Annotated in this window: 19 protein-coding genes and 1 tRNA gene; 8 read left to right on the forward strand and 12 right to left on the reverse strand. The window is 57.4% G+C overall.

The annotated features are described in order from the left end of the window. Nucleotides 1-89 precede the first annotated feature (89 nt). Nucleotides 90-650 (reverse strand): elongation factor P, encoded by a 561-nt coding sequence (efp, locus tag M9920_06365; GenBank protein ID MCO5051908.1) that lies wholly within the window; start codon nt 648-650, stop codon nt 90-92. 139 nt (nt 651-789) lie between these two features. Between efp and M9920_06370 the strand changes: the two genes are divergently transcribed. The 3 genes from M9920_06370 to M9920_06380 all read left to right on the forward strand — a co-directional run bounded on the left by M9920_06370 (nt 790) and on the right by M9920_06380 (nt 3,647). Further along, on the forward strand, nt 790-1,518 hold the full coding sequence (locus M9920_06370; GenBank protein MCO5051909.1) for a C4-type zinc ribbon domain-containing protein: 729 nt from the start codon (nt 790-792) through the stop codon (nt 1,516-1,518). Nucleotides 1,519-1,573: 55 nt separating this feature from the next. Further along, the gene (locus M9920_06375; GenBank protein MCO5051910.1) at nt 1,574-2,716 is read left to right on the forward strand and encodes a hypothetical protein; all 1,143 of its coding nucleotides are present in this window, start codon (nt 1,574-1,576) and stop codon (nt 2,714-2,716) included. 154 nt (nt 2,717-2,870) lie between these two features. Beyond that, on the forward strand, nt 2,871-3,647 hold the full coding sequence (locus tag M9920_06380; GenBank protein MCO5051911.1) for an N-acetylmuramoyl-L-alanine amidase: 777 nt from the start codon (nt 2,871-2,873) through the stop codon (nt 3,645-3,647). Nucleotides 3,648-3,652: 5 nt separating this feature from the next. Here the strand turns inward: M9920_06380 and ychF are convergent, their stop codons facing one another. From ychF to M9920_06420, 8 genes are all read right to left on the reverse strand, one after another. After that, the gene (gene ychF, locus M9920_06385) at nt 3,653-4,756 is read right to left on the reverse strand and encodes a redox-regulated ATPase YchF (protein MCO5051912.1); all 1,104 of its coding nucleotides are present in this window, start codon (nt 4,754-4,756) and stop codon (nt 3,653-3,655) included. 244 nt (nt 4,757-5,000) lie between these two features. After that, the gene (locus M9920_06390; protein MCO5051913.1) at nt 5,001-5,246 is read right to left on the reverse strand and encodes a DUF4926 domain-containing protein; all 246 of its coding nucleotides are present in this window, start codon (nt 5,244-5,246) and stop codon (nt 5,001-5,003) included. A gap of 4 nt (nt 5,247-5,250) precedes the next feature. Further along, nucleotides 5,251-5,583, reverse strand: a complete 333-nt coding sequence (locus tag M9920_06395) for a hypothetical protein (protein ID MCO5051914.1) — start codon at nt 5,581-5,583, stop codon at nt 5,251-5,253. Nucleotides 5,584-5,604: 21 nt separating this feature from the next. Next, nucleotides 5,605-5,778, reverse strand: coding sequence for a hypothetical protein (locus M9920_06400; GenBank protein ID MCO5051915.1), 174 nt, complete (start codon nt 5,776-5,778; stop codon nt 5,605-5,607). 67 nt (nt 5,779-5,845) lie between these two features. Further along, nucleotides 5,846-7,039 (reverse strand): GTPase ObgE, encoded by a 1,194-nt coding sequence (gene obgE / locus M9920_06405; GenBank protein ID MCO5051916.1) that lies wholly within the window; start codon nt 7,037-7,039, stop codon nt 5,846-5,848. A 140-nt stretch (nt 7,040-7,179) separates the two neighbouring features. Next, complete coding sequence (gene rpmA, locus M9920_06410; GenBank protein MCO5051917.1) at nt 7,180-7,449, reverse strand: 50S ribosomal protein L27; 270 nt, start codon at nt 7,447-7,449, stop codon at nt 7,180-7,182. A 42-nt stretch (nt 7,450-7,491) separates the two neighbouring features. Continuing rightward, nucleotides 7,492-7,806 carry a 50S ribosomal protein L21 gene (gene rplU, locus M9920_06415; protein ID MCO5051918.1) on the reverse strand — a complete coding sequence of 105 codons (315 nt, stop codon included), beginning with the start codon at nt 7,804-7,806 and terminating at the stop codon, nt 7,492-7,494. Between the two features lie 840 nt (nt 7,807-8,646). Then, a complete protein-coding gene (locus M9920_06420; protein MCO5051919.1) occupies nt 8,647-10,338 on the reverse strand; it encodes an MFS transporter in 1,692 nt (563 codons plus the stop codon). A gap of 312 nt (nt 10,339-10,650) precedes the next feature. Between M9920_06420 and purF the strand changes: the two genes are divergently transcribed. Both purF and M9920_06430 read left to right on the forward strand, forming a co-directional pair. Next, on the forward strand, nt 10,651-12,111 hold the full coding sequence (gene purF / locus M9920_06425) for an amidophosphoribosyltransferase (protein MCO5051920.1): 1,461 nt from the start codon (nt 10,651-10,653) through the stop codon (nt 12,109-12,111). Further along, nucleotides 12,108-13,502 carry an alkaline phosphatase family protein gene (locus M9920_06430; protein MCO5051921.1) on the forward strand — a complete coding sequence of 465 codons (1,395 nt, stop codon included), beginning with the start codon at nt 12,108-12,110 and terminating at the stop codon, nt 13,500-13,502. Before purF ends, M9920_06430 begins: the two co-directional genes overlap by 4 nt. A 401-nt stretch (nt 13,503-13,903) precedes the next feature. On the opposite strand, the gene M9920_06435 is transcribed toward M9920_06430, so the two are convergent. Then, a tRNA-Leu gene (locus tag M9920_06435) sits at nt 13,904-13,988 on the reverse strand. 125 nt (nt 13,989-14,113) lie between these two features. Here M9920_06435 and M9920_06440 point away from each other — a divergent pair. Then, nucleotides 14,114-14,695: a DUF4230 domain-containing protein gene (locus tag M9920_06440; protein MCO5051922.1), complete on the forward strand. Its 582-nt coding sequence runs from the start codon at nt 14,114-14,116 to the stop codon at nt 14,693-14,695. 98 nt (nt 14,696-14,793) lie between these two features. On the opposite strand, the gene M9920_06445 is transcribed toward M9920_06440, so the two are convergent. After that, complete coding sequence (locus M9920_06445) at nt 14,794-15,030, reverse strand: hypothetical protein (protein ID MCO5051923.1); 237 nt, start codon at nt 15,028-15,030, stop codon at nt 14,794-14,796. Nucleotides 15,031-15,200: 170 nt separating this feature from the next. Between M9920_06445 and lptD the strand changes: the two genes are divergently transcribed. Beyond that, complete coding sequence (gene lptD / locus M9920_06450; GenBank protein ID MCO5051924.1) at nt 15,201-17,399, forward strand: LPS assembly protein LptD; 2,199 nt, start codon at nt 15,201-15,203, stop codon at nt 17,397-17,399. Between the two features lie 99 nt (nt 17,400-17,498). Then, on the forward strand, nt 17,499-17,903 hold the full coding sequence (locus tag M9920_06455; GenBank protein MCO5051925.1) for a hypothetical protein: 405 nt from the start codon (nt 17,499-17,501) through the stop codon (nt 17,901-17,903). A gap of 36 nt (nt 17,904-17,939) precedes the next feature. Here the strand turns inward: M9920_06455 and M9920_06460 are convergent, their stop codons facing one another. After that, a complete protein-coding gene (locus tag M9920_06460; protein ID MCO5051926.1) occupies nt 17,940-19,199 on the reverse strand; it encodes a hybrid sensor histidine kinase/response regulator in 1,260 nt (419 codons plus the stop codon). Nucleotides 19,200-19,212: the final 13 nt, after the last annotated feature.

The raw sequence follows: 19,212 nt of genomic DNA on the forward strand, positions 1-19,212 counted from the left end.
TGCAACGGACAAATCTGCGTCAAAGCAAAACCCGCTGACGAATCAGCGGGTTTGCCGAAAATAGGATGTTACCGGATGCGACTGAAGAATCAGGCGCGCTCCATATATTTCCCGGTGCGGGTATCAATTTTTATCTTTTCACCCGTCTTGATGAAGAGCGGCGCCTGGATGGTAATGCCAGTTTCCACAGTGACCGCCTTTTGCACGTTGTTGGCAGAATCGCCGCGAACGCCCTCGGGAGCTTCGGTCACCAGCAGCACCACGCTGGGCGGCACTTCCACCGAGACGGCTTTATCATCCACGAACGTCACGGTCGCGACGCCATTTTCGACGAGGTAATTCTTGCCATCGCCGACCAATTCCGGAATCAACGTGACGGTTTCATACGTATCCGGATCGGTAAAAACGAAGTCGTTGCCGTCCTTGTAGCTGAACTCCATCTTCTTGGTCATCATCGGCACAATGTCCACCTTTTCAGTCGAGCTGAACCGGACATCGGAAGATTTGCCGGTGCGGATGCTGCGCAAGGTGGCTTGGACAAAAGCGCGCAGATTACCGGGAGTGCGATGTTGAACTTCCAGCACCACGCTGGTGTCGCCGTTGTAATTGATGGCCTGGCCGCGGCGCAGGTCGTTTGCTGAGACTGCCATAAAATTTCAATAATTGGTTGTGACACCCCAACCGGGGGAAAACCAGCCTACAGGGTCTCGAGGTCGAAGCAAGGTTCGATTTTTAGTTTTCCAGTTGGTTTCATTGACTCGCCCGGAATTGGTCGTTAGCCTGCCAACAATGCTGGAAGTTATCGAAAAACTACTCATCTTGCAGGATCGCGATCGCAAAATCCGCCGGCTTCAAACTGAACTTGCCCATATTGAGCCTGAACGCCAGACCTTAAAGGCCCGAACCAGCGGCGCATTGTCCCAACTGGAGACCGGCAAACAGCGCGTGAAGCAGATTGAATCCGATCGCAAACGTCTGGAGCTGGAAATCGAGGCCAAGCAACAGCAGGCGGCGCGTTACGCCAACCAGCAATTGGAGACGCGCAAAAATGAGGAGTACCAGGCACTCGCGCAGCAAATCCAAACGTGCAAAGGAGAAATCACCAAGATCGAGGATCAGGTGATTGATTTGATGGAGCAGGCGGAGGCCGCGCAGAAAGAGGTCGGGCGCTTCAATCAGGAAGCGCAACAGGCGCAACGACATGCGGATGAATTGGTGACGCAACTGGGCGAGCGGGAGAAGCATTTGCAGCAAGAACTGGTGGAACTGCAGAGTGTGCGGGACCAACAGGCCGAGGCCGTCGAAGCCGGAGTGCGCGCCCGCTACGAACGTCTGCTTAAAACCAAGGGCGACAATGCGTTGGCCGGCGTGAACCATGGCGTCTGCGGCGGTTGCCACATGAAATTGCCCACCCAGGTGCTGGTGGCGTGCCAGGCAGCGCAGGAATTGGTGACGTGCATCAATTGCGGGCGGATTTTGTATTACACGGAAGAGATGAGTTTGACGGCCAGTGAGTGAGGCGCAACGGACCTTTGACCGCGCCGTAAAAACCGCTAGACTGAGGCGAACAAAGATGAAAGCGAAAGTGACGCAATGGAGTTGGGTGGGGCTGTTATGCCTGGGCGCCAGCGGGCTTATGAGCGTGGCGGATGAACCCGCCCGCGACAAGGGCGCGCCAATTATTTTTTCCGAGCCGGGCGCAGCCAAATCGAGTTTGATGTCGTCAAATTTAAGTGAGTTGCGCAAACCCCAAGCGCCACTGCGCCAGCTCGAGACGGACCTCAATCGGCCGCTCGGTTTGTTTCAATTCAACGATGCGAATAACATCGCGAGGCCGTTCCGTCCGGCGACTCCGCCGCCAGCCGCAAAAAAGAAATCGGCCAAGGAGGACCTCAACGAGAAGGTGGAAAACGCTTATTTATTCCAAGGCTTGAACGGCGCCAACACTTTGAATGATGACGACCTGTTCGGGCTGAGTGACAAGGACTCGGACCCTAATAAAAGCAGCCCGCGAAAAACCCTGGAGCGTTACTACGATCGCCTGGATCAAGCGCGCGGTGCGGTGACCAATCAAACGGGTGAGAGTCTGTCGCGTTCGGGCGATGGTTTGGGACTTGAAAAAGCCGAGGTCGCCGTCAAGCCGGAGAACACGAAAGCCAATAACGAGGTTCGCCCCGAAGCCAATGTCAGTCTCGGACGCAATGCGTATTTACCTTCGGTTTTGCCCAATAGCGAAAGCATATCCGCCAGCCGGATGAATGAAAACATTGGCATGTATCGCAACGCCAAAACGTCGCTGGGCGACTCATTAAGCGGCTCCAGCCCGCAGCTTTCCGTGCGCGAGGCGCGCATGGAGGATTTCCGGCGATTGTTGGAAGGGCCGCGAGCGTTGAGTGCCACGCCCGACGCCAATGTGAATTCGGCCAACAGCAGCCCCAACTTTAACGCACCCAACCCGACGATGTACAGCGGGGACACAACCGTTCGTGGTTCGGGGTTGAGCAATCCGTCGCTTGGGAGCAGTCCCAAAATGGCGCCAGCCAGCCCCCAGCAGGAATTTGTAAAATCCGCCAACCTGATGGGAGACCCGCTCAAACCGCAGGGGTTGTCGGAGTTGAAGGCGCTTCCCGGTCTGCAAGACGCGCCCCGCACGCTCACGCCGCCGATTCAACAAGCGCCGGTTTCCACTTTCAAAATCCCCAAACGCCGTTTTTGAGTGGATGATGGCGGCGCTCCATTGCGCGCCACCAACCGGGCGGATGATTCGACAGGCTTGCACAGCACCGGGGGTAATGGTGCCGCAAAATTTTCACGGGTAAAATTATGGCTCCGATTGCTGGGCGACGCGTGCTAGGGTGACGCCGTTGATTTTGAGAGAGGATTCATTTTCAATTCTGCATCGCGTTCGTCTTTGGAGGTGGCTGGCGTTGGTGCTCCTGATCGGGCTGGGTTTGAGTCTGCGCGCCGCCGGTGCGGAGTTGACTTACACGGTCAAATCCAAGGATACGCTCACGAGTATCGCGCGGCGGCACGGGATTTCGGTTGCGGTCCTGGCCAAACGCAACGGCCTGAATCCCAAGGAAGTGATTTACGTCGGGCAACGGCTGAAAATCCCTGATAACACGCCGCCAGCCCAGCCGACCTCGCCGAATTTGCCGGCGGCCATTCAACAAAGCCTCACCGCCGCTCCTGTCAAAGCGGGTCGCTGGAAGTATATCGTCATCCACCATGCGGCCGTGGATCGCGGCACGGCGCAGGCGCTGGACCGCTACCACCGCGAACAGCGCCACATGGAAAACGGACTGGCGTACCACTTCGTGATTGGCAACGGCAACGGGATGCGCGACGGCGAGATTGCCGTGGGCAATCGCTGGCGGAAACAATTGGATGGCGGACACCTGCACAGCGCGGCGCAAAATCACGTCGCCGTTGGGATTTGTCTCATTGGGAACTTCGATCAGAAAGCGCCTACCAAAAACCAAATGCAAAGCCTGGAAGCGCTCGTGCGCGCCTTGATGCGCCGCTGCAATCTGCCCGCGACCGCCGTTAAAACGCATCAGCAAATCAACGTGGTTGCCACGCGCTGCCCGGGAAAGTACTTCCCCACTCGCGATTTCCTGGCCCGACTTAAAACCCCCGCCAAGTAGCCGGATCAAACGTTGAATTTGAAGTGCATCACGTCGCCGTCCTGCACCACGTATTCCTTGCCTTCCATCCGGTAAAGCCCGCGCTCGCGCGCCCCGGCGACGGAGCCGCACTCGATCAAATCTGCATACGCCACGGTTTCAGCTTTGATGAAGCCGCGTTCGAAATCCGAGTGAATGACCCCGGCCGCCTTGGGCGCGGTATCACCCGCATGAATCGTCCACGCGCGCACCTCCTTTTCGCCCGCGGTAAAATACGTGCGCAACCCCAACAAGTGATACGTCGCGCGAATCAGTCCGCCGACGCCGCTTTCATCCACCCCGAGTTCCTTGAGAAAATCCTTGGCTTCCTCGGGCGAGAGATCCATCAAATCACTCTCGATCTGCGCGCTGATGACCACCGCTTCGCAGGCCAGATGCGCCTTCACGTATTCCTCCACTTTTTGGACGAACGGGTTTTTATGTCCCTGCGCCAGCTCATCTTCCTTGACGTTGCACGCAAAAATCGTCGGCTTATCCGTCAGGAGAAAAAAACTCCGCGCCAGATGCTTTTCTTCCGGCGTGAGTTCGACCGTGAGTGCGGGTTTGCCCGCGTCCAAGGCAACTTCAATTTTGGCGAGCACGGCATCTTCCGCCACGGCTTCCTTGTGACCGCGCTTGACCTCCTTGGCCAGTTTTTCACGGCGTTTTTTCACCGTGTCAAGGTCGGCCAGCACCAGTTCCGTGTTGATGATTTCAATGTCGCGCACCGGATCCACGCTGCCGGAAACATGATGGATATCGGCGTTCTCGAAGCAACGCACCACCTGCACGATGGCGTCCACTTCGCGGATGTGGCTGAGAAACTTGTTACCCAAACCCTCCCCGGCGCTGGCGCCTTTCACCAGTCCGGCGATGTCCACAAACTCAATCGCCGCCGGAATCACCACCGTGGTCTTGGCGATCTTTTGCAACTCGTACAGCCGCGCGTCCGGCACGGTGACGATGCCGACATTCGGGTCAATGGTGCAAAACGGATAATTGGCTGCCTCCGCCTTGCGCGTGCGCGTGACAGCATTGAACAAGGTGGATTTGCCTACGTTGGGCAGCCCGACGATTCCGGCTCTTAACATCGGAAAAGTCTAGCCATAACGGCACGCAAAGAACACCAAGAAACTTATTGCGACACCGCCCGGTAAAACCGCATGAAATGATTCGTGTCCAGTGTGTCCACGTAATCGAGCTTCACTGTGTTCACTACGTCGCTCATTTCAATAACCCCAGTGGATTTCCCGCCGTTTGCCGGTGATTTCGCATGCGTCACCGGTTGCCGTTCATGGTTCGGCTCGCCGTGTAGCAGAAGGCGGTTGTCTCGGTTTAAGCGACGACTACATCTGGTGATTCGCGCAGCGGCATCAGTTGTTCAGCCTTGATGGGCAGCAGGGCATAAGCGCGTCCATCGCGCCCGGAGAATTCCACTTCGAAGGCGCTGCCACCATAGGTCATCACAACCGTGCCGACCTGGCCGCGACGCAACGTCAGCGGCTGGCCGGTAAGGAAGTGTTTGGTGGAGACATCCTCCAGCAACGCCACCGGATCATGCAGATGGATTTCAGCGTTCATTGGTTCAGATTATAAAGCAGGTTGCCAGCCGTGGAAAGTCCTCGTCATCACGAATAATCCAACCACTCAGGACGGTGGCCGTGCCGTGGGCCGTGGACAGAGAAAAGCGCAGTTCATAGACAGTGCCAAATCCGTTGTGGCCACGATGCACGGCCTGATCGGAGTTTGCAGCGGCCTGTCGGAGCGCATCGCGCAGCACGCTGGAATTCTCCAAGGTAATGCCCAAAACGGATTGAAAGACGCGTGCCTTGTGCTGGCCGTGACGGTGAAGCGGGTTGAGGGAATAATCCTCCAGTTTGGTACCAAGGTTGGCGCGTTCACCGTTGGGCAATTTCATAGGCGGGAGGCAATCACTTCGTCAGGCCGATTTCAACTCCCTCACTTCGCGTTCGGATCGCACCATGCTGGCTTCGAGTTCAGGCGCAAACTTTAAGCTCTCCTCGATCAAGCCGTCCGACAAATTACATGATTGGCGGAGTTCAGCTCGCGAAAATCTTTTCAATTCGGCTTCGATCCGGGCGACTTTGCTCATGGCGAGGACTTTGTCCCAGACCGTAGGTGATTTCAAGCGCGGCTTGTTTTACACGGCTTGTGCCTCTCTAGGGCGAATCAGTTCCCGCTTCTTCAACCGCTTCGCGGATCAACGTCTTGAACTCGGTAATCCCTTCGTCAAACGCAGCGGCAATGGGCAGCACCGGTGTTTTTCTGATCCGGCGTTTGAACTTGGGCAGATTGGTTATCGCCTCCGGTTCATCCATTTTGTTGGCCACCACGTAGCGCGGCTTCTCCAAAAGTTCGGGCGCGTACAGCTCCAATTCTTTCAGTAGTTGCCGGTAATCGTCCCACGGAGCGCGGTTGTCCGTGCCCGCCATGTCGAGCAGGATCACCAGGATTTTGCAACGGGTGATGTGCCGCAGGAAAGCGCGTCCCAGACCGACGTTTTGGTGCGCGCCCGCGATCAACCCCGGCACGTCGCAAACGGTGATCCGCTGGTAATCGGGATATTCCACAATCCCAATCTGCGGATGCAACGTGGTGAAGGGATAGGGCGCAATCTTCGGACGGGCGCGGGAGATCGCCGTGAGCAGCGTGGATTTGCCGGCGTTCGGATAACCCACCAAGCCGACCTCGGCCACGATGCGCAGTTCAAACAGATAATGACCTTCAGTGCCGGGTTCACCCGGTTGCGCAAAACGGGGCGTCTGCCGGACAGCGGTGGCAAAGTTGCGATTGCCCAAACCGCCCCGCCCACCTTTGCACAGCACAAATTGTTGTCCGTGCTGGGTGAGATCAGCAACCAGTTCCCCCTTGGCGACGTCCGTGATTTTCTCTTCCGCCGGTTCGTCCTGGCTCAAATCGTACTCCATTGCCTGCGCATTCCCGGCCCGGCGTAAAACCGGTCGCTGCCCGCTGCTGACTTTTAACTGCGCGGGTTCAGCGTCAGATTTGTCTGTGGCGTTACCATCGGGAACGGATTCAGTGGGATCAGCGGCGAGCGGGAGTTTCCAGATCAACGTGCCGCAAGGGACTTTGATGATCAGATCCTTTCCGGCATGACCATCCATGCCTTTGCCTTTGCCCGCTTCGCCAGGCTCGGCGATCAAGCGGGGAACGTAATACTGGGCGATCAAATTGTTCAGGTCATGATCGGCCTGCAAAATCACGCTCCCGCCCCGCCCACCATTGCCGCCGCTCGGACCACCTTTGGGCCGATAAGCTTCGCGATGGAAAGCCACGCAACCAGCGCCACCGTGACCGGCGCGCGCATAGATTTTGATCTCATCAATAAACATCCTGAAAAAGTCCTGAACGCTCGAGCGGGCCGTTTCTCATCAGTTGGTTCAGTTGATGGGCGTTCCTGCCGTCGTGCGGTTGTGATGGAGAAAACAAAAAAGGCGAGGCGTGGGCCTCGCCTGAAAATTTTCTCGTGCCGTTAATTTTGTGCCGCCGCCTTTTCAGGCGTGGCCACCACGTTGACGCGACGTCCCCCTTTGTCAAAGTGAACCTGTCCGTCCTTGAGCGCGAACAAGGTCCAATCCCGGCCCGTGCCCACATTGGTGCCGGCAATCCACTTGGACCCGCGCTGCCGGACGATGATGCTGCCGGCGCGCACGGCTTCGCCGCCAAATTCTTTAATGCCGAGGCGTTTGCTGACGCTGTCGCGACCGTTCTTGACGCTACCTTGACCTTTTTTATGTGCCATAAATCAGTTGATGGTTTCTAGTTGAGAGTGGATGACAAAGCATCAGGCGTTGATGGACTTGACCTTGACGACCGTCAACTCCTGCCGATGGCCAATGGTTTTGTGGTAGCCTTTGCGACGTTTCATTTTGAACGTGAGCTTCTTCTCGCCGCGAATGTGCTTCACGATATCGGCTTCCACCGTGGCGCCAGCCACGACCGGGGTGCCGATCGTCACCTTGCCGTCATGGTTGACCAACAACACGCGGTCGAAGGTGACGGGCTGCCCCGCTTCCACGGCCAAGCGTTCAATTTCCAAGGTATCGCCCGTACTGACGCGATACTGTTTGCTTCCAGTCTCTAAAATGCAATAGCTCACAATAAATCCTCAAGAATCCCTTTCCGACACCGAAAAGGGAAACGCATTGTAAGGCAGACAGGCGGTCTGGCAATACAAATTATCGGGCGATTATCGGCTAATTATCGTGCGTTCCCATGCCAATCCGCACAATCCGCAACGCGACCGCATCTTCACCAAAGGTCCGGCTAGGGCATTTTAAGTATTCCTATAGCCGCCGACATGGCGCAACGGCCTTCCAACCTCAAGCCAAGCGTTGGGGTCACGCGGGCGACCGCCCTTGGTTCGGAACGAGCACCGGCGCGACTGCGTCTTGGACTGCGGCAGTCCGCTGCCGCTGTGGAATCAACAGCACGCAACCGGAAAGCGGCAGAAGACTGCCGCAGTCCAAAACCTTGCGGACAGAGGCGCCATTCCCCATCCGAACCCCACCTTCATGGGGTTACACTCATTCGGTGCCACGGCTACAACTTTAATTAAACCGCTATAGCGTATTTGATCGCGGCAAGGGCGCGAAGTATGGAAGCCTGAAAGGCTTCGCCGAACTAGCCGACCTGTTGCGCAAATTGGCTCCTCGTCCGTGAAAACATGCCCGCTGCAACACCGCCGTAGTTAACAACCTTTTGTTGCATATGCGACAAAAGGTTGTCGTGAGTTGGGCGCGGAGGAGGAGGTGCCGTTGCCGGCGGCGAAACACCGGCAGCGTTGAATTGATCGTCACTTCTGACCGTGGGCGTTCTGGATGAACGCCCGCACTTTCTCCGAGTTTTTACTGCATGTAAGGTGGCGGTTCATTATTTCATTGAGGAACTGAACCCCAAGTATGGAGGAACGGTCAAGCGTACGCCAAGCGGAGCAAAACTAAGTTTCCGGTTCGTCGCGGTAACGGTAGCGCGTGGCGACGATGGTGAACAGGATGCCCACCACGGCCATCATGGCGGCGTAGAAAAAGAAGCGTCCCGACGAAACGCTTTCGTCGCCGTGGCCGCTGCCCAGTTTGGTGATGGTTACAATGAGCAGATTGCCCACGGCGGTCGTGAGCAGGAAAAAACTCATGATGGTGCTTTTCATCGAGGCGGCGGCCTGGGTGTAGGCAAATTCCAATCCGGTGGTGGACACCAGAATTTCCGCCGTGGTTAAAATCAAATAGGGCCAGGCTTGCAGGGCCAGACTCAAGGTCGCGCCGCCTTCCAGTTGTTGCTGGTACATTGCCACCAGCACGAAGCAAAAGGTCATCATCAACATGCCGGTGGACATGCGCCGCAGTGGCGTGACCCGCAGGCCGAGTTTTTCGATCAACGGATACAACCACCACGTCATGACCGGCAACAGGATCAACACCAGGATGGCGTTCAACGATTGCATTTGTTCCGCGCCGACGTTCAACCCGAGGAAGCGGAAGGATTGCATCTGCGAACCTTGCATCACCCAGGTGGAGAGCGATTGATCCCACAGAGTCCAGAAGGGCACGATAAACGAGAACACCGCCAGGATGGGAGCGACCGATCGCGCCGCGGCAATCTCCTGCGCGTCAAAGCGGCCGCGCGCGCCCACCCAGAACGCTTCGGGCAATTCAGAGCGAAACCACAGACTTGCCACCAGCAGCAGTCCCAGCCAAAGCCCGAGCAAACTCACCGCCACCCAGCCGATTCCCAGCACGTACGTAGGGGTGGAGGAGGAAAAAATGTCGAATAACGCCACGGTCAACATGCCCGTCGTGGCCAGCACGGGCAGCACGGCGGAAGTCAGCACCGATATGTAGGAAGCCACACGGACGGAGCCAGGCGCGCGATGCGAGTTCCGGAACGCCTCGAAAAACACGGTAAAAAAGCCGGCAGTACGGGTGGCGCGCGCCGGAGGGCGGCGAATGTAATGCTTTGTCCCCGACCAGAAAATCAACGTGGCCAGGGCCATCAAAATGCCCGGCACGCCAAAGGCCCAACTGTAACCGCCAAAGCCGCCTTCCTTCATTTGCCAGAGGATGCGATCAAAGAAATTGGCATCGGCGACGAGCGGCACCTGTTGGGCGGCGATCCAGGGAATGATTAAAAATGAAAAGAAGGAACCGAAGTTGATGGAGAAATAGAAGGCGGCGTAAGCCTTCCGGATCAAATCGCCCTGGTCGGAGGTGAATTGATCCCCCATGAAAGCGGAGACGCACGGCTTGATACCGCCCGAGCCGAAGGCAATCAGCGCCAGACCGACGTACAGACAGTTTAATTTTGCGTCCGCCGTGTGAAACAAATCGCTGGTGGCCAGCACGCCGTGGCCTACGCAATAGAACAGCGAAATCCACAGGATGGTTTTATAGCGCCCCCAGATGCGATCCGACAACCAGCCGCCGAACAGCGGCATGAAGTAGTTGACGAACACGAACAGGTGGATGATGCCGGTGGCGTGATCCTTGGTTTGCAACAGAACCCCGGTGATATAGAGCGCCAGAATGCTCCGCATCCCGTAGTAACTGAAGCGCTCGGCGGCCTCGTTGCCGATGATGTATTTAATTTGCTTGGGCCACCGCGCCTTGGGCTGAACAGATGTTTCCGGATTCATGCCGCTTATGGTCGGGTGAATTAAACGAATCCGGCGAAGCTGGCGAGCTTTTCTTTGATCGCCAACAAATTTTTGTGGAACAAAGCGAACGGCGGCGCGTTATCAGGTTGAATTTTCGCCGGATTTGCAAACCTGGACGCCGCTCTGGACCAATCCGGTTGCGGCGGCGACATTCTCCACTAACTTCTTTCCGGAAAGTGGGCGGGGGTTTTATCGGTTGAATTTGACGCTGCCGCATTAGAATCCGGCTTGAAGCTTGCGTCCGAGGGCAAAGCTCTGTTCAAATAGTCCCCGCTCGTTTCTACAGACGCGATGCAATTTTATCCCAAGCATTATTGTGGCGTGTTCGGCATTTTCGGCCATCCGAACGCCGCCGAGTTGACGTATTACGGCCTTTACGCCCTGCAACATCGCGGGCAGGAAAGCGCCGGGATCGTCACCTGCGACGGTCAGCAATTCCGGGAGCATAAAGGCATGGGCCTGGTCTCCCAAATCTACAACGGCGCGATCCTGCGGGAACTTGTCGGCAATATGGCCATTGGCCACACCCGATATTCCACCACGGGCGCGAGCAACATCCGGAACGCGCAACCCTTGACGGGAAATTGTCTGCGCGGCCAGATTGCCGTCGCGCATAACGGCAATCTCGTCAACGCGGCGCGTTTGCGCGATCAGTTGGAGGCGCGCGGTTTGATGTTCCAAACCACGGCGGACAGCGAGGTCATTCTCAATCTGCTCGCGCAACCCAATCCCAACGGAAACGAAAACCAGCTCGTCAACGTGGTGCGGCAGATTGAAGGCGCGTTTTCATTGGTCATCATGACGGAGCATGAATTGATCGGCATCCGTGACCCGCATGGCTTCCGACCGCTGTCCATCGGTCAGGTGGACGGCGCCTACGTGCTTTCCAGTGAAACTTGCGCGTTCGATTTGATCCACGCGCAGTTCGTGCGCGACGTTGAACCAGGTGAGATCGTGGTGATTGACCGCAACGGATTGCACAGCATCCAGGCGTTTCCCGACCAACCCCGGCGGGCGTTCTGCATGTTTGAATACGTCTATTTTGCGCGTCCCGACAGCACGATCAGTGGTCGCAACGTTTACAAGGTACGCGTCGAGATGGGCCGCCAGCTCGCCCGCGAAATGCCGGTGGCGGCGGATTTGGTGATTCCCGTGCCGGACAGCGGAGTTTACGCGGCGTTGGGTTACGCGGAGGAAGCCAAAATCCCCTTCGAAATGGCGTTCATCCGCAATCACTACGTCGGGCGCAGCTTTTTGCAGCCGACGCAGCTCATCCGCGATTTCAACGTGCGGGTGAAACTGAATCTCATCGAGGAACTGGTCAGCGGCAAGCGGGTGATCATTGTGGATGATTCCATCGTGCGCGGCACGACTTGCAAAGCGCGCGTCAAGACGTTGAAAGACGCCGGCGCCAAGGAAGTCCACGTGCGCGTCAGTTGTCCGCCGCACCGGAATCCGTGCGTGTACGGCATTGATTTTCCGGATCGCAGCAAACTGATGGCGGCGAATTATTCCATTCCGCAAATTTGCGAATATCTCAACGCCGATTCGCTGCACTACCTCTCGCTCGACGGCATGGTGCGGGCGACCGGTTTGCCGAAGGAGCAGTTTTGCCTGGCGTGTTGGGACGGCAACTATCCCGTGCCGTATGATTCACAGACCGACAAGGAAATTATCGAACGCCGCCGGCACCGCGTGGAAAGTCTGCGCGATTCACTGGCGCGGGACGACTTGCAGATTCGGCTTTTATGAAACCAACCAAACTTTCACCACGACGTCACCATTGCCGCAGTTGGTTGTGGCTGATCCTGCTGGGCTTGGGGATCGGCATCAGCAATTCAGTTCACGGAGCGCCGGACACCAATCGCCACGTCATACTCATCACCATTGATGGTTTGGCGGCGTCGTATCTTTCCGATCCGCGCGCGCCGTTGCCGACGTTGCGTGAACTGGCGGCCCACGGCGCCGCCGCGGAAACCATGCACGTTTCGACTCCAGCCGTGACGTGGCCGAACCACACCACGCTCGTCACGGGGGTGTCGCCGCGACAACACTCGGTTTTGTTCAACGGCAGATTAACGCGCGGCGCTTCGGGAGCGGCCGTGGATTTGAAAGGCACGTACGACAAGCGGGATTTGGTGGCCGCGCCCACCGTGTACGATTTGCTCCATGGCCTCGGGCTGCGCACCGCCGGCATCAACTGGCCCTGCACGCGCAACAGCGGCACGCTGGATGACGATTTTCCCGATGTGCCGGATGCGGTGGATTTCACCACGCCCAGACTGCGTGAAGAATTGATTCAGGCCGGGTGGTTGACCAGCCCGGACAACGAGGCCTTTCGCTCGCACGGCATCGCGGTGATGGATGAAATCTGGACCGGCGCGGCGGTGCATCTGTTCCGCACGCGCCCGCCGCACTTTTTGCTGTTTCACCTGCTGACGACGGATTCCGTGCAGCACCAGTACGGCCCGCAATCCACGGCCGCCTACGCCGCGCTCGGCCTGGCGGATGCGCGGGTGGCCGAGTTGCTGCGCGCGGTGGACGCCGCCGGATTGCGCTCGCAAACAACCGTGTTGATCACCTCGGATCATGGTTTCATCCGCCCGACCAAGCGGATTCGTCCCAATGTACTCTTTCGCAAAGCGGGTTTGTTCGAGGCGGCGCCGCAACGGCGCGCGCAATCCGTGGCCGAAGGCGGCACGGCCTTTGTTTATCTGACCCATCCCGAAACGCGAACCGAGGATCGCGCCAAAGTCATCGAACTGCTGCGCGAGCATGAAGGCGTGGCGGCGGTTTTGGAGCCAGAGAGCTTTGCCAAACTGGGCCTGCCGGACCCCGCGCAAAATCCGCAAATGTGCGATTTGTTGCTGGCGGCAGAAGATGGCTATGCCTTTGTCAACGATGCGTCGGGGAATGATTCCTTGGTGGAACTGAAAACCCCGGCGGGCACGCACGGTTATCTGGCCAGCGAACCGAAGATGGACGGCGTGTTCATCGCCGCTGGCGCGGGGATTCGCCCCGGAGTAAAACTGAAGCGGGTGGAGAACGTGGACGTTGCGCCCACCATTGCGGCTTTGTTCGGACAAACCCTGAACGGAGTCGAGGGCCAGGTGTTGCGCCAAATTTTACTCGAGTCGAAGTAGTGTAAAACGGCACCGCATTGGTGCAGGATTGAGTCTCAGTTTGTAAAATGTAGTTGGCAGAGACTCAATGTTTCCATGTCACAGGCTTAAATTCGGTTTCTCCAATCCCCATTTTCTTGACCAACGCCGAGGACGTCGTTGTCACCTTGGGGACCGGGTGGGACGACCACGCCGACCAGTAAAACTCAGTTTTATTTCCCCGAGAGGGACGCGTTCCACCGCGTCCCTGAACCACAACGAAAGCAACTGACAGGATGACAGAATGAGAAACTGGATGTCCCCGGTCTCACGTAAAATTGGAATGTGCAAAATAGCGCTCGAACGTGGGATAAAACTCACAAATCTGTGTGATTATTGAGTGGAATGGTGTCCTATGTCATTCCGCACAGCACATGAAGTGATGGTGCGCACGACAGGACTTGAACCTGTACGCCTTACGGCACTACCACCTCAAGGTAGCGCGTCTGCCAATTCCGCCACGTGCGCGCAGCGGGCAAAATAGAGCAATTCCCCGGCAGGCGGGCAAGGTTATTTCGCGCGGCAGCGACGTGATTGGGTCGACGCGCCTGATTCCGACTTTGCATTACGGTTGCGCGCGTTAGACTTTGCCCATGAAGAAGCTCCGCCTGCTCCTGCTTGCGCTGGGATTCGGCGCCGTGCTCCTCGGCGGCTTGTGGCTGGGACTGACCCTCCACCGGTTCACGAGTGGAACGCGCCCGGTGTATAATTCCGCCACCGTGCTGCAGCAGGTGCAAACGCTCTCGCAACTGGTCACGGTGAAATACGTCATGGAAAAGGTGGTGGTCTATGAGGATGTGAAGTGGTATCCGGGCGGGGATAATCGCGTGTTGATGGTGGCGCACGGTATCGTCAAGGCGGGGGTGGATTTGCAACGGCTGCAACCTGAGGACGTACGTCTTTCCGGCACGACCGCCCGCGTGCGGTTGCCGCGCGCGCAGATCACGGACTGTTACCTGGACGAGAACCAAACCCAGGTGGTCGAGCGCACCACGGGCTTGCTACGGGCGTTTGACAAGGATTTGGAACAAACCGCGCGAAAAATCGCCGTGGACGACGTTCAGCGGGCCGCCCGCTATGCGGGGATTTTGAAAGATGCCGATGAACGGGCGCGTGCCCAACTCAAAGAATTTTTTCTGCTGACGGGCTATACGGTGGAATTTGTGGAGCCGTGATCGGAAGGCCGGTCCGTTTCCCACACAATAACCGCGGGACACTGCCCCGAAACAAGCCAGGGCCGTCGCGACCTCATAAACCGCGCCGCAACGCCGGACTAATCGGCCACCGCCATCTTGCTGTTATTGACGAGATTGATTTTGATGGATGCGGGCGCGTGTGAAGATTCGGCTTCCACGCGCAGGCGCCGCCGTTGCGTGCCGCTGGATTGATGGCGCGAACGCAGTTGCATGAGGAAAAGCAAGGACGACCGAGGCGCGGGTTTGCGATTGGTGATTTGCGCCAGGGCTTTGGCCTCTTGGAGCACCTTGAGTAATTTAATTTTTGTAGCCATGGGGCATCCTCGGCGGCGGATGTGCAGGTCGTATGCCACCAGAAATTTCGTCGCGGTTCGCGCGTCCGAATCCACGGTCATTCCGCAACCACCCTGCCGCGAAGCGGCGCGCGACGGGGTAAATGAAACTTGGCACTGTCGCCGCGTTTTGGTTTCCTGCCCGCGCCCGAATGAAATGTTATCGCGTCGCCACGCTCGCCCTGTTGTTGATTGCAGGCGTTGTCGGTGGCGCGTTTGCTCAGGAAGATCCCGGACTGGAATTACAGGGCGAACAGGTGCTGTGGAGTCGCACGAACAATACCACCATCATCATCAACGGCACGGTCACCGGATTGGGAGGGATTTTAACCGCAGACTGGGCAATGGTGGACATGCAAACGGGCGACATCGAAGCCAGGGGGCACGTTCGCATCCAGCGGGACAATCTGACCTGGGTCGGCGAGAGCATCCGATATAACTTTCGCACCCGCCAGATGCAGGCGGCCCAGTTTCGCACCGGCCGCACGCCGTTTTTTGCAGGCGGCGAGGGCTTGTCCAGCGATCGCGCATCCAACACCAACAGCGTGTATTCCGCCCAACACGCTTTTCTCACGACCGATGACGTTGCTGATCCGGGACTGCGGATTCAGGCCAGTTCGTTGAAGATCGTCCCCGGCCAGTATTTTCAGGCGCGTAATGCCGTGCTGTATGCCGGCTCGGTGCCGGTGTTTTATTTTCCGTTCTATACGCAGCGCCTGGATGGCAAGGGCCACCATTTCGATTTTGTTCCCGGCTATCGCAATCGCTACGGCGCGTATTTGTTGAGCAGTTACAATTGGGCGTGGCGCGAGGAGCTGGACGGCAAATTGCGTCTGGATTACCGCACCAAACGCGGCGTGGGGGCCGGTACCGATGTGAACGCGCATCTCGGTCCGTGGGGCGAAACCACGGTGAAGTATGATTATTTGCACGATTTGCGCCCGGACATCGGCAACCCCGGTTACAACCTTCCGGCGGATCGGCAGCGCGTCTGGTTCAGCTACAACGCGGCCCCAACGACGAATTTAACCATCAAATCCCAGGTGCGCTATCAAACCGACGAACGCATCGTCCAAAACTTCTTTGAAAGCGAGTACCGCGAAAATTCGCAGCCCAGCACCTACGTGGAGATCAATCCGCATACGGATAATTTTTCCGTCAGCGTTTACGCGCAACCGCGCATCAACGAGTTCTTTGAAAATGTGGAGCGTTTGCCGGACGTGCGGCTGACCGGGTTCCGCCAGCAAGTTCTCAACACGCCGCTCTATTACGAGAGCGAAACCTCGGCGGGCTACTATCGCCGGCGGTTTGCCGTGACCAATGACGTGGTGGCGGGCGCGAATTATGCCGGTATGCGGGCGGATACGTTTCATCAACTTACGCTGCCGCACACGTTCTGGGGCTGGCTGAATCTTGTCCCGCGCGCCGGCGGCCGCTTCACGTATTACGGAGATGCCACCGGTCCGGGCGCGACGACGGATGAGTTGAATCGCACCGTTTTCAACGCCGGCGGCGAACTCACTTTCAAAGCGTCGCAGACGTGGGCGGGCGAAACCAATCGCTGGCTGGCCTTGGATGGTTTGCGCCACATCATTCAGCCCTCCCTTAATTATGCCTATGTGAAAACGCCCAACCATCGCCCCGGCGAACTGCCGCAGTTTGACATGGAACTGCCCAGTCTGCGCCTGTTGCCGCTGGAGTTTCCGGAAGACAACGCCATTGATTCCATTGACGGCGAAAACGTGATGCGGTTGAGTCTGCGCAATCGTCTGCAAACCAAGCGTGACGGCCGCATCCAGGATTTTCTCTACTGGGACGTTTACGCGGATTGGTTCATCAATCCGCGTTCCGGGCGCGAAGATTTTTCCGATCTGTATTCCGATCTCGTCTTCCGACCGCGTTCCTGGATCACGTTGGAATCCATGAACCGTTACAACGTGCGAAGCGGACTGTTGCGCCTGGCCTATCACAATCTGACGTTGCAACCGAATGAATGGTGGAGCTGGGGCATCGGGCACATCTACGTGCATGACGATTTCAGCGCGAGTCCGACCGCGTTGCAGGCGGGCAATAGCTCATTGATCAGCACCCTCTTTTTGCGCGTCAATGAAAACTGGGGTTTCCGGGCGCAGCACCAATACGAAGTGCGGGAAAACTGGCTGCAACAACAGACCTACTCGATTTACCGCGACCTGCGCAGTTGGACGGCAGCGCTGGCGTTTCGGGTGCGCGATCCGCACAACGGTGAGGGCCGGGACTTTGCCGTGGCGTTCACCTTCTCACTCAAAGCCGCGCCGAAAACGAGCGTCGGCGAAGATGCCATTCGCGAAACCCGTTTGCTGGGGTATTGATGGAATCGCCAGCCGAACTGAAGTGGCGTCCCTGATTTCGGCCCAAAAGAACCATAATTTAAGCTTTGGTTTCCCAGTCTGGAACATTAGGATGGCGGCATGTCCGAGATCGCTAAATTTGTCAACATCGGCGCGACGAGCATCACGCCCGGCATCGCCGAAAAGGTCTTGCGATTTTTGCCGCAGTGGAAGTTGGAGTTCACCCAGATCAATGCGCCGTTGTTCCCGCATTTGGTGGATCAACTCGCGTTTCTTGCGGATCTCGTCGAGGACGTCCTCGAAGGCGTCTATAAGGAATTACCTTATTCCACCCTGGCGCAAGCCGTGTTTGCCCTGGTTTACGCGCACAAAAAAGTCGGCATCATTCCCGACAGTGTGTTGAGTTTGGGTTACGCCGATGATTCCAGCGTGGTGCGCGCGGTGCTCATTCAAAACGAAAAGCCGCTCGCCTTCTACGCGGGTTCGCAAGGCTTGGATTGGAAGAAAATCACCAGTCACCCCTGAGCTGGATCGGCAACCACAAACCGTCGGTAATCCCGCTTAATGCTTCGGTCGGGCGGCGCCCCAGATTTGCTCGGCCAGCCGTGACTTCTCGGCGAATTCCGTATTGAGTTCCGGCAATGAGCGTGCGGGAGCGGTCGGCAGGTGCAAGGTGAACGTGGTGCCCTTGCCGTCCACGCTGTCGGCAGCGATGCGTCCGCCGTGGTGGTGGACGATGAAAAAGCAGCCCATCAGATGAATGCCGTATTCGGCGGGATCATCCATTCGCACCATGAACGGATCAAATAGATAGCGCAATTTTTCCTTGGAAAGACCCGGACCATTGTCGGCGATTTGTAATTGCACCTCGGGCCGTTCCGGATTTTCGTAGTGCGTGGTGCCGGTAAAGGTGATCTGGCTGCCGTCAGGCAAACTGGCCAGTTCCTCCCGGAGCAGCAAATCAAACAGGCGCTGGAATTTCGCGCGCTCGGCAGTGACCACCGGCAGGTCTTCGGGAATTTGATTTTCGATGCTGATTTTCTTTTCCGCGATCAGTGGCTGCAACCCCTCGGTGGTTGCCGCGAGCAACTGGCGCAGGTGAATCTTCTCGGTGGTTTGCGTCGCGGGTTTTTCCGCCGCCGCCCACAGGGCTTTGAGCAGATCGTTGATCTTGTCAATCTGACTCAGCACGCTCTTGTGGTAGTCCGTCCAAAATTCCTCGTGGCGAATTTTGTCTGGCGCCGCTTTTTCATCTCGCATCATCGCGGGGGCGAGCTCGAGGAAGGTTTTGACCGCCACGAGGGCATTACGGATGTGATGACTGAGTCCGGCGGTGAGCATGCCGAGACTCACCAAGCGATCCGCAATCAACAAATTGCGCAAGGTCTCCATTTTCTCCCGCAGCAACCGTTCGTTTTCCCGTTGCAACCAGAAGAACTCCATGGCGCGCTTGAGTTGCGCCTCCAGATAATTCGGATCCCAAGGTTTGGTGACGTAGTGGAAAATGCCCCCGGCATTGATGGCCGTGACCGCGTCATTGAACTCGGTGAAGGCGGTGACCAAAAACCGCAGCGTGGCCGGACTGACCTCCTTGGCGCGCTGCAACAGCCAGGTGCCCTTTTCTCCCGGCATACGTTGATCGGTCATCAAAATGGCGACTTCATCCTTGTGCTCCTGCAGCAGGCGGAAGCCGTCCTGTGCGTTGGTGGCCGTCAAAATGCGAAAGTCATCGCCGAACGCGCGCGCGAAGGCTTTCAACGATTTTTCCTCGTCGTCCACATAGAGCACCTGAAATTTGCGATAATCGTATTTTTCAGCCATAAAATTGGGCGCG

This window comes from Verrucomicrobiia bacterium, assembly GCA_023953615.1.
In the GTDB taxonomy this organism is placed as follows: Bacteria; Verrucomicrobiota; Verrucomicrobiia; order Limisphaerales; family JADLHS01; genus JADLHS01.

Bases quoted from the DNA above. Each gene is read 5' to 3' on its own strand.
- efp (MCO5051908.1), bottom strand. From the start codon at position 650: ATGGCAGTCTCAGCAAACGACCTGCGCCGCGGCCAGGCCATCAATTAC.
- M9920_06370 (MCO5051909.1), top strand. From the start codon at position 790: ATGCTGGAAGTTATCGAAAAACTACTCATCTTGCAGGATCGCGATCGC.
- M9920_06375 (MCO5051910.1), top strand. From the start codon at position 1,574: ATGAAAGCGAAAGTGACGCAATGGAGTTGGGTGGGGCTGTTATGCCTG.
- ychF (MCO5051912.1), bottom strand. From the start codon at position 4,756: ATGTTAAGAGCCGGAATCGTCGGGCTGCCCAACGTAGGCAAATCCACC.
- M9920_06390 (MCO5051913.1), bottom strand. From the start codon at position 5,246: ATGAACGCTGAAATCCATCTGCATGATCCGGTGGCGTTGCTGGAGGAT.
- M9920_06395 (MCO5051914.1), bottom strand. From the start codon at position 5,583: ATGAAATTGCCCAACGGTGAACGCGCCAACCTTGGTACCAAACTGGAG.
- M9920_06400 (MCO5051915.1), bottom strand. From the start codon at position 5,778: ATGAGCAAAGTCGCCCGGATCGAAGCCGAATTGAAAAGATTTTCGCGA.
- obgE (MCO5051916.1), bottom strand. From the start codon at position 7,039: ATGTTTATTGATGAGATCAAAATCTATGCGCGCGCCGGTCACGGTGGC.
- rpmA (MCO5051917.1), bottom strand. From the start codon at position 7,449: ATGGCACATAAAAAAGGTCAAGGTAGCGTCAAGAACGGTCGCGACAGC.
- M9920_06420 (MCO5051919.1), bottom strand. From the start codon at position 10,338: ATGAATCCGGAAACATCTGTTCAGCCCAAGGCGCGGTGGCCCAAGCAA.
- purF (MCO5051920.1), top strand. From the start codon at position 10,651: ATGCAATTTTATCCCAAGCATTATTGTGGCGTGTTCGGCATTTTCGGC.
- M9920_06430 (MCO5051921.1), top strand. From the start codon at position 12,108: ATGAAACCAACCAAACTTTCACCACGACGTCACCATTGCCGCAGTTGG.
- M9920_06440 (MCO5051922.1), top strand. From the start codon at position 14,114: ATGAAGAAGCTCCGCCTGCTCCTGCTTGCGCTGGGATTCGGCGCCGTG.
- M9920_06445 (MCO5051923.1), bottom strand. From the start codon at position 15,030: ATGGCTACAAAAATTAAATTACTCAAGGTGCTCCAAGAGGCCAAAGCC.
- lptD (MCO5051924.1), top strand. From the start codon at position 15,201: ATGAAATGTTATCGCGTCGCCACGCTCGCCCTGTTGTTGATTGCAGGC.
- M9920_06455 (MCO5051925.1), top strand. From the start codon at position 17,499: ATGTCCGAGATCGCTAAATTTGTCAACATCGGCGCGACGAGCATCACG.
- M9920_06460 (MCO5051926.1), bottom strand. From the start codon at position 19,199: ATGGCTGAAAAATACGATTATCGCAAATTTCAGGTGCTCTATGTGGAC.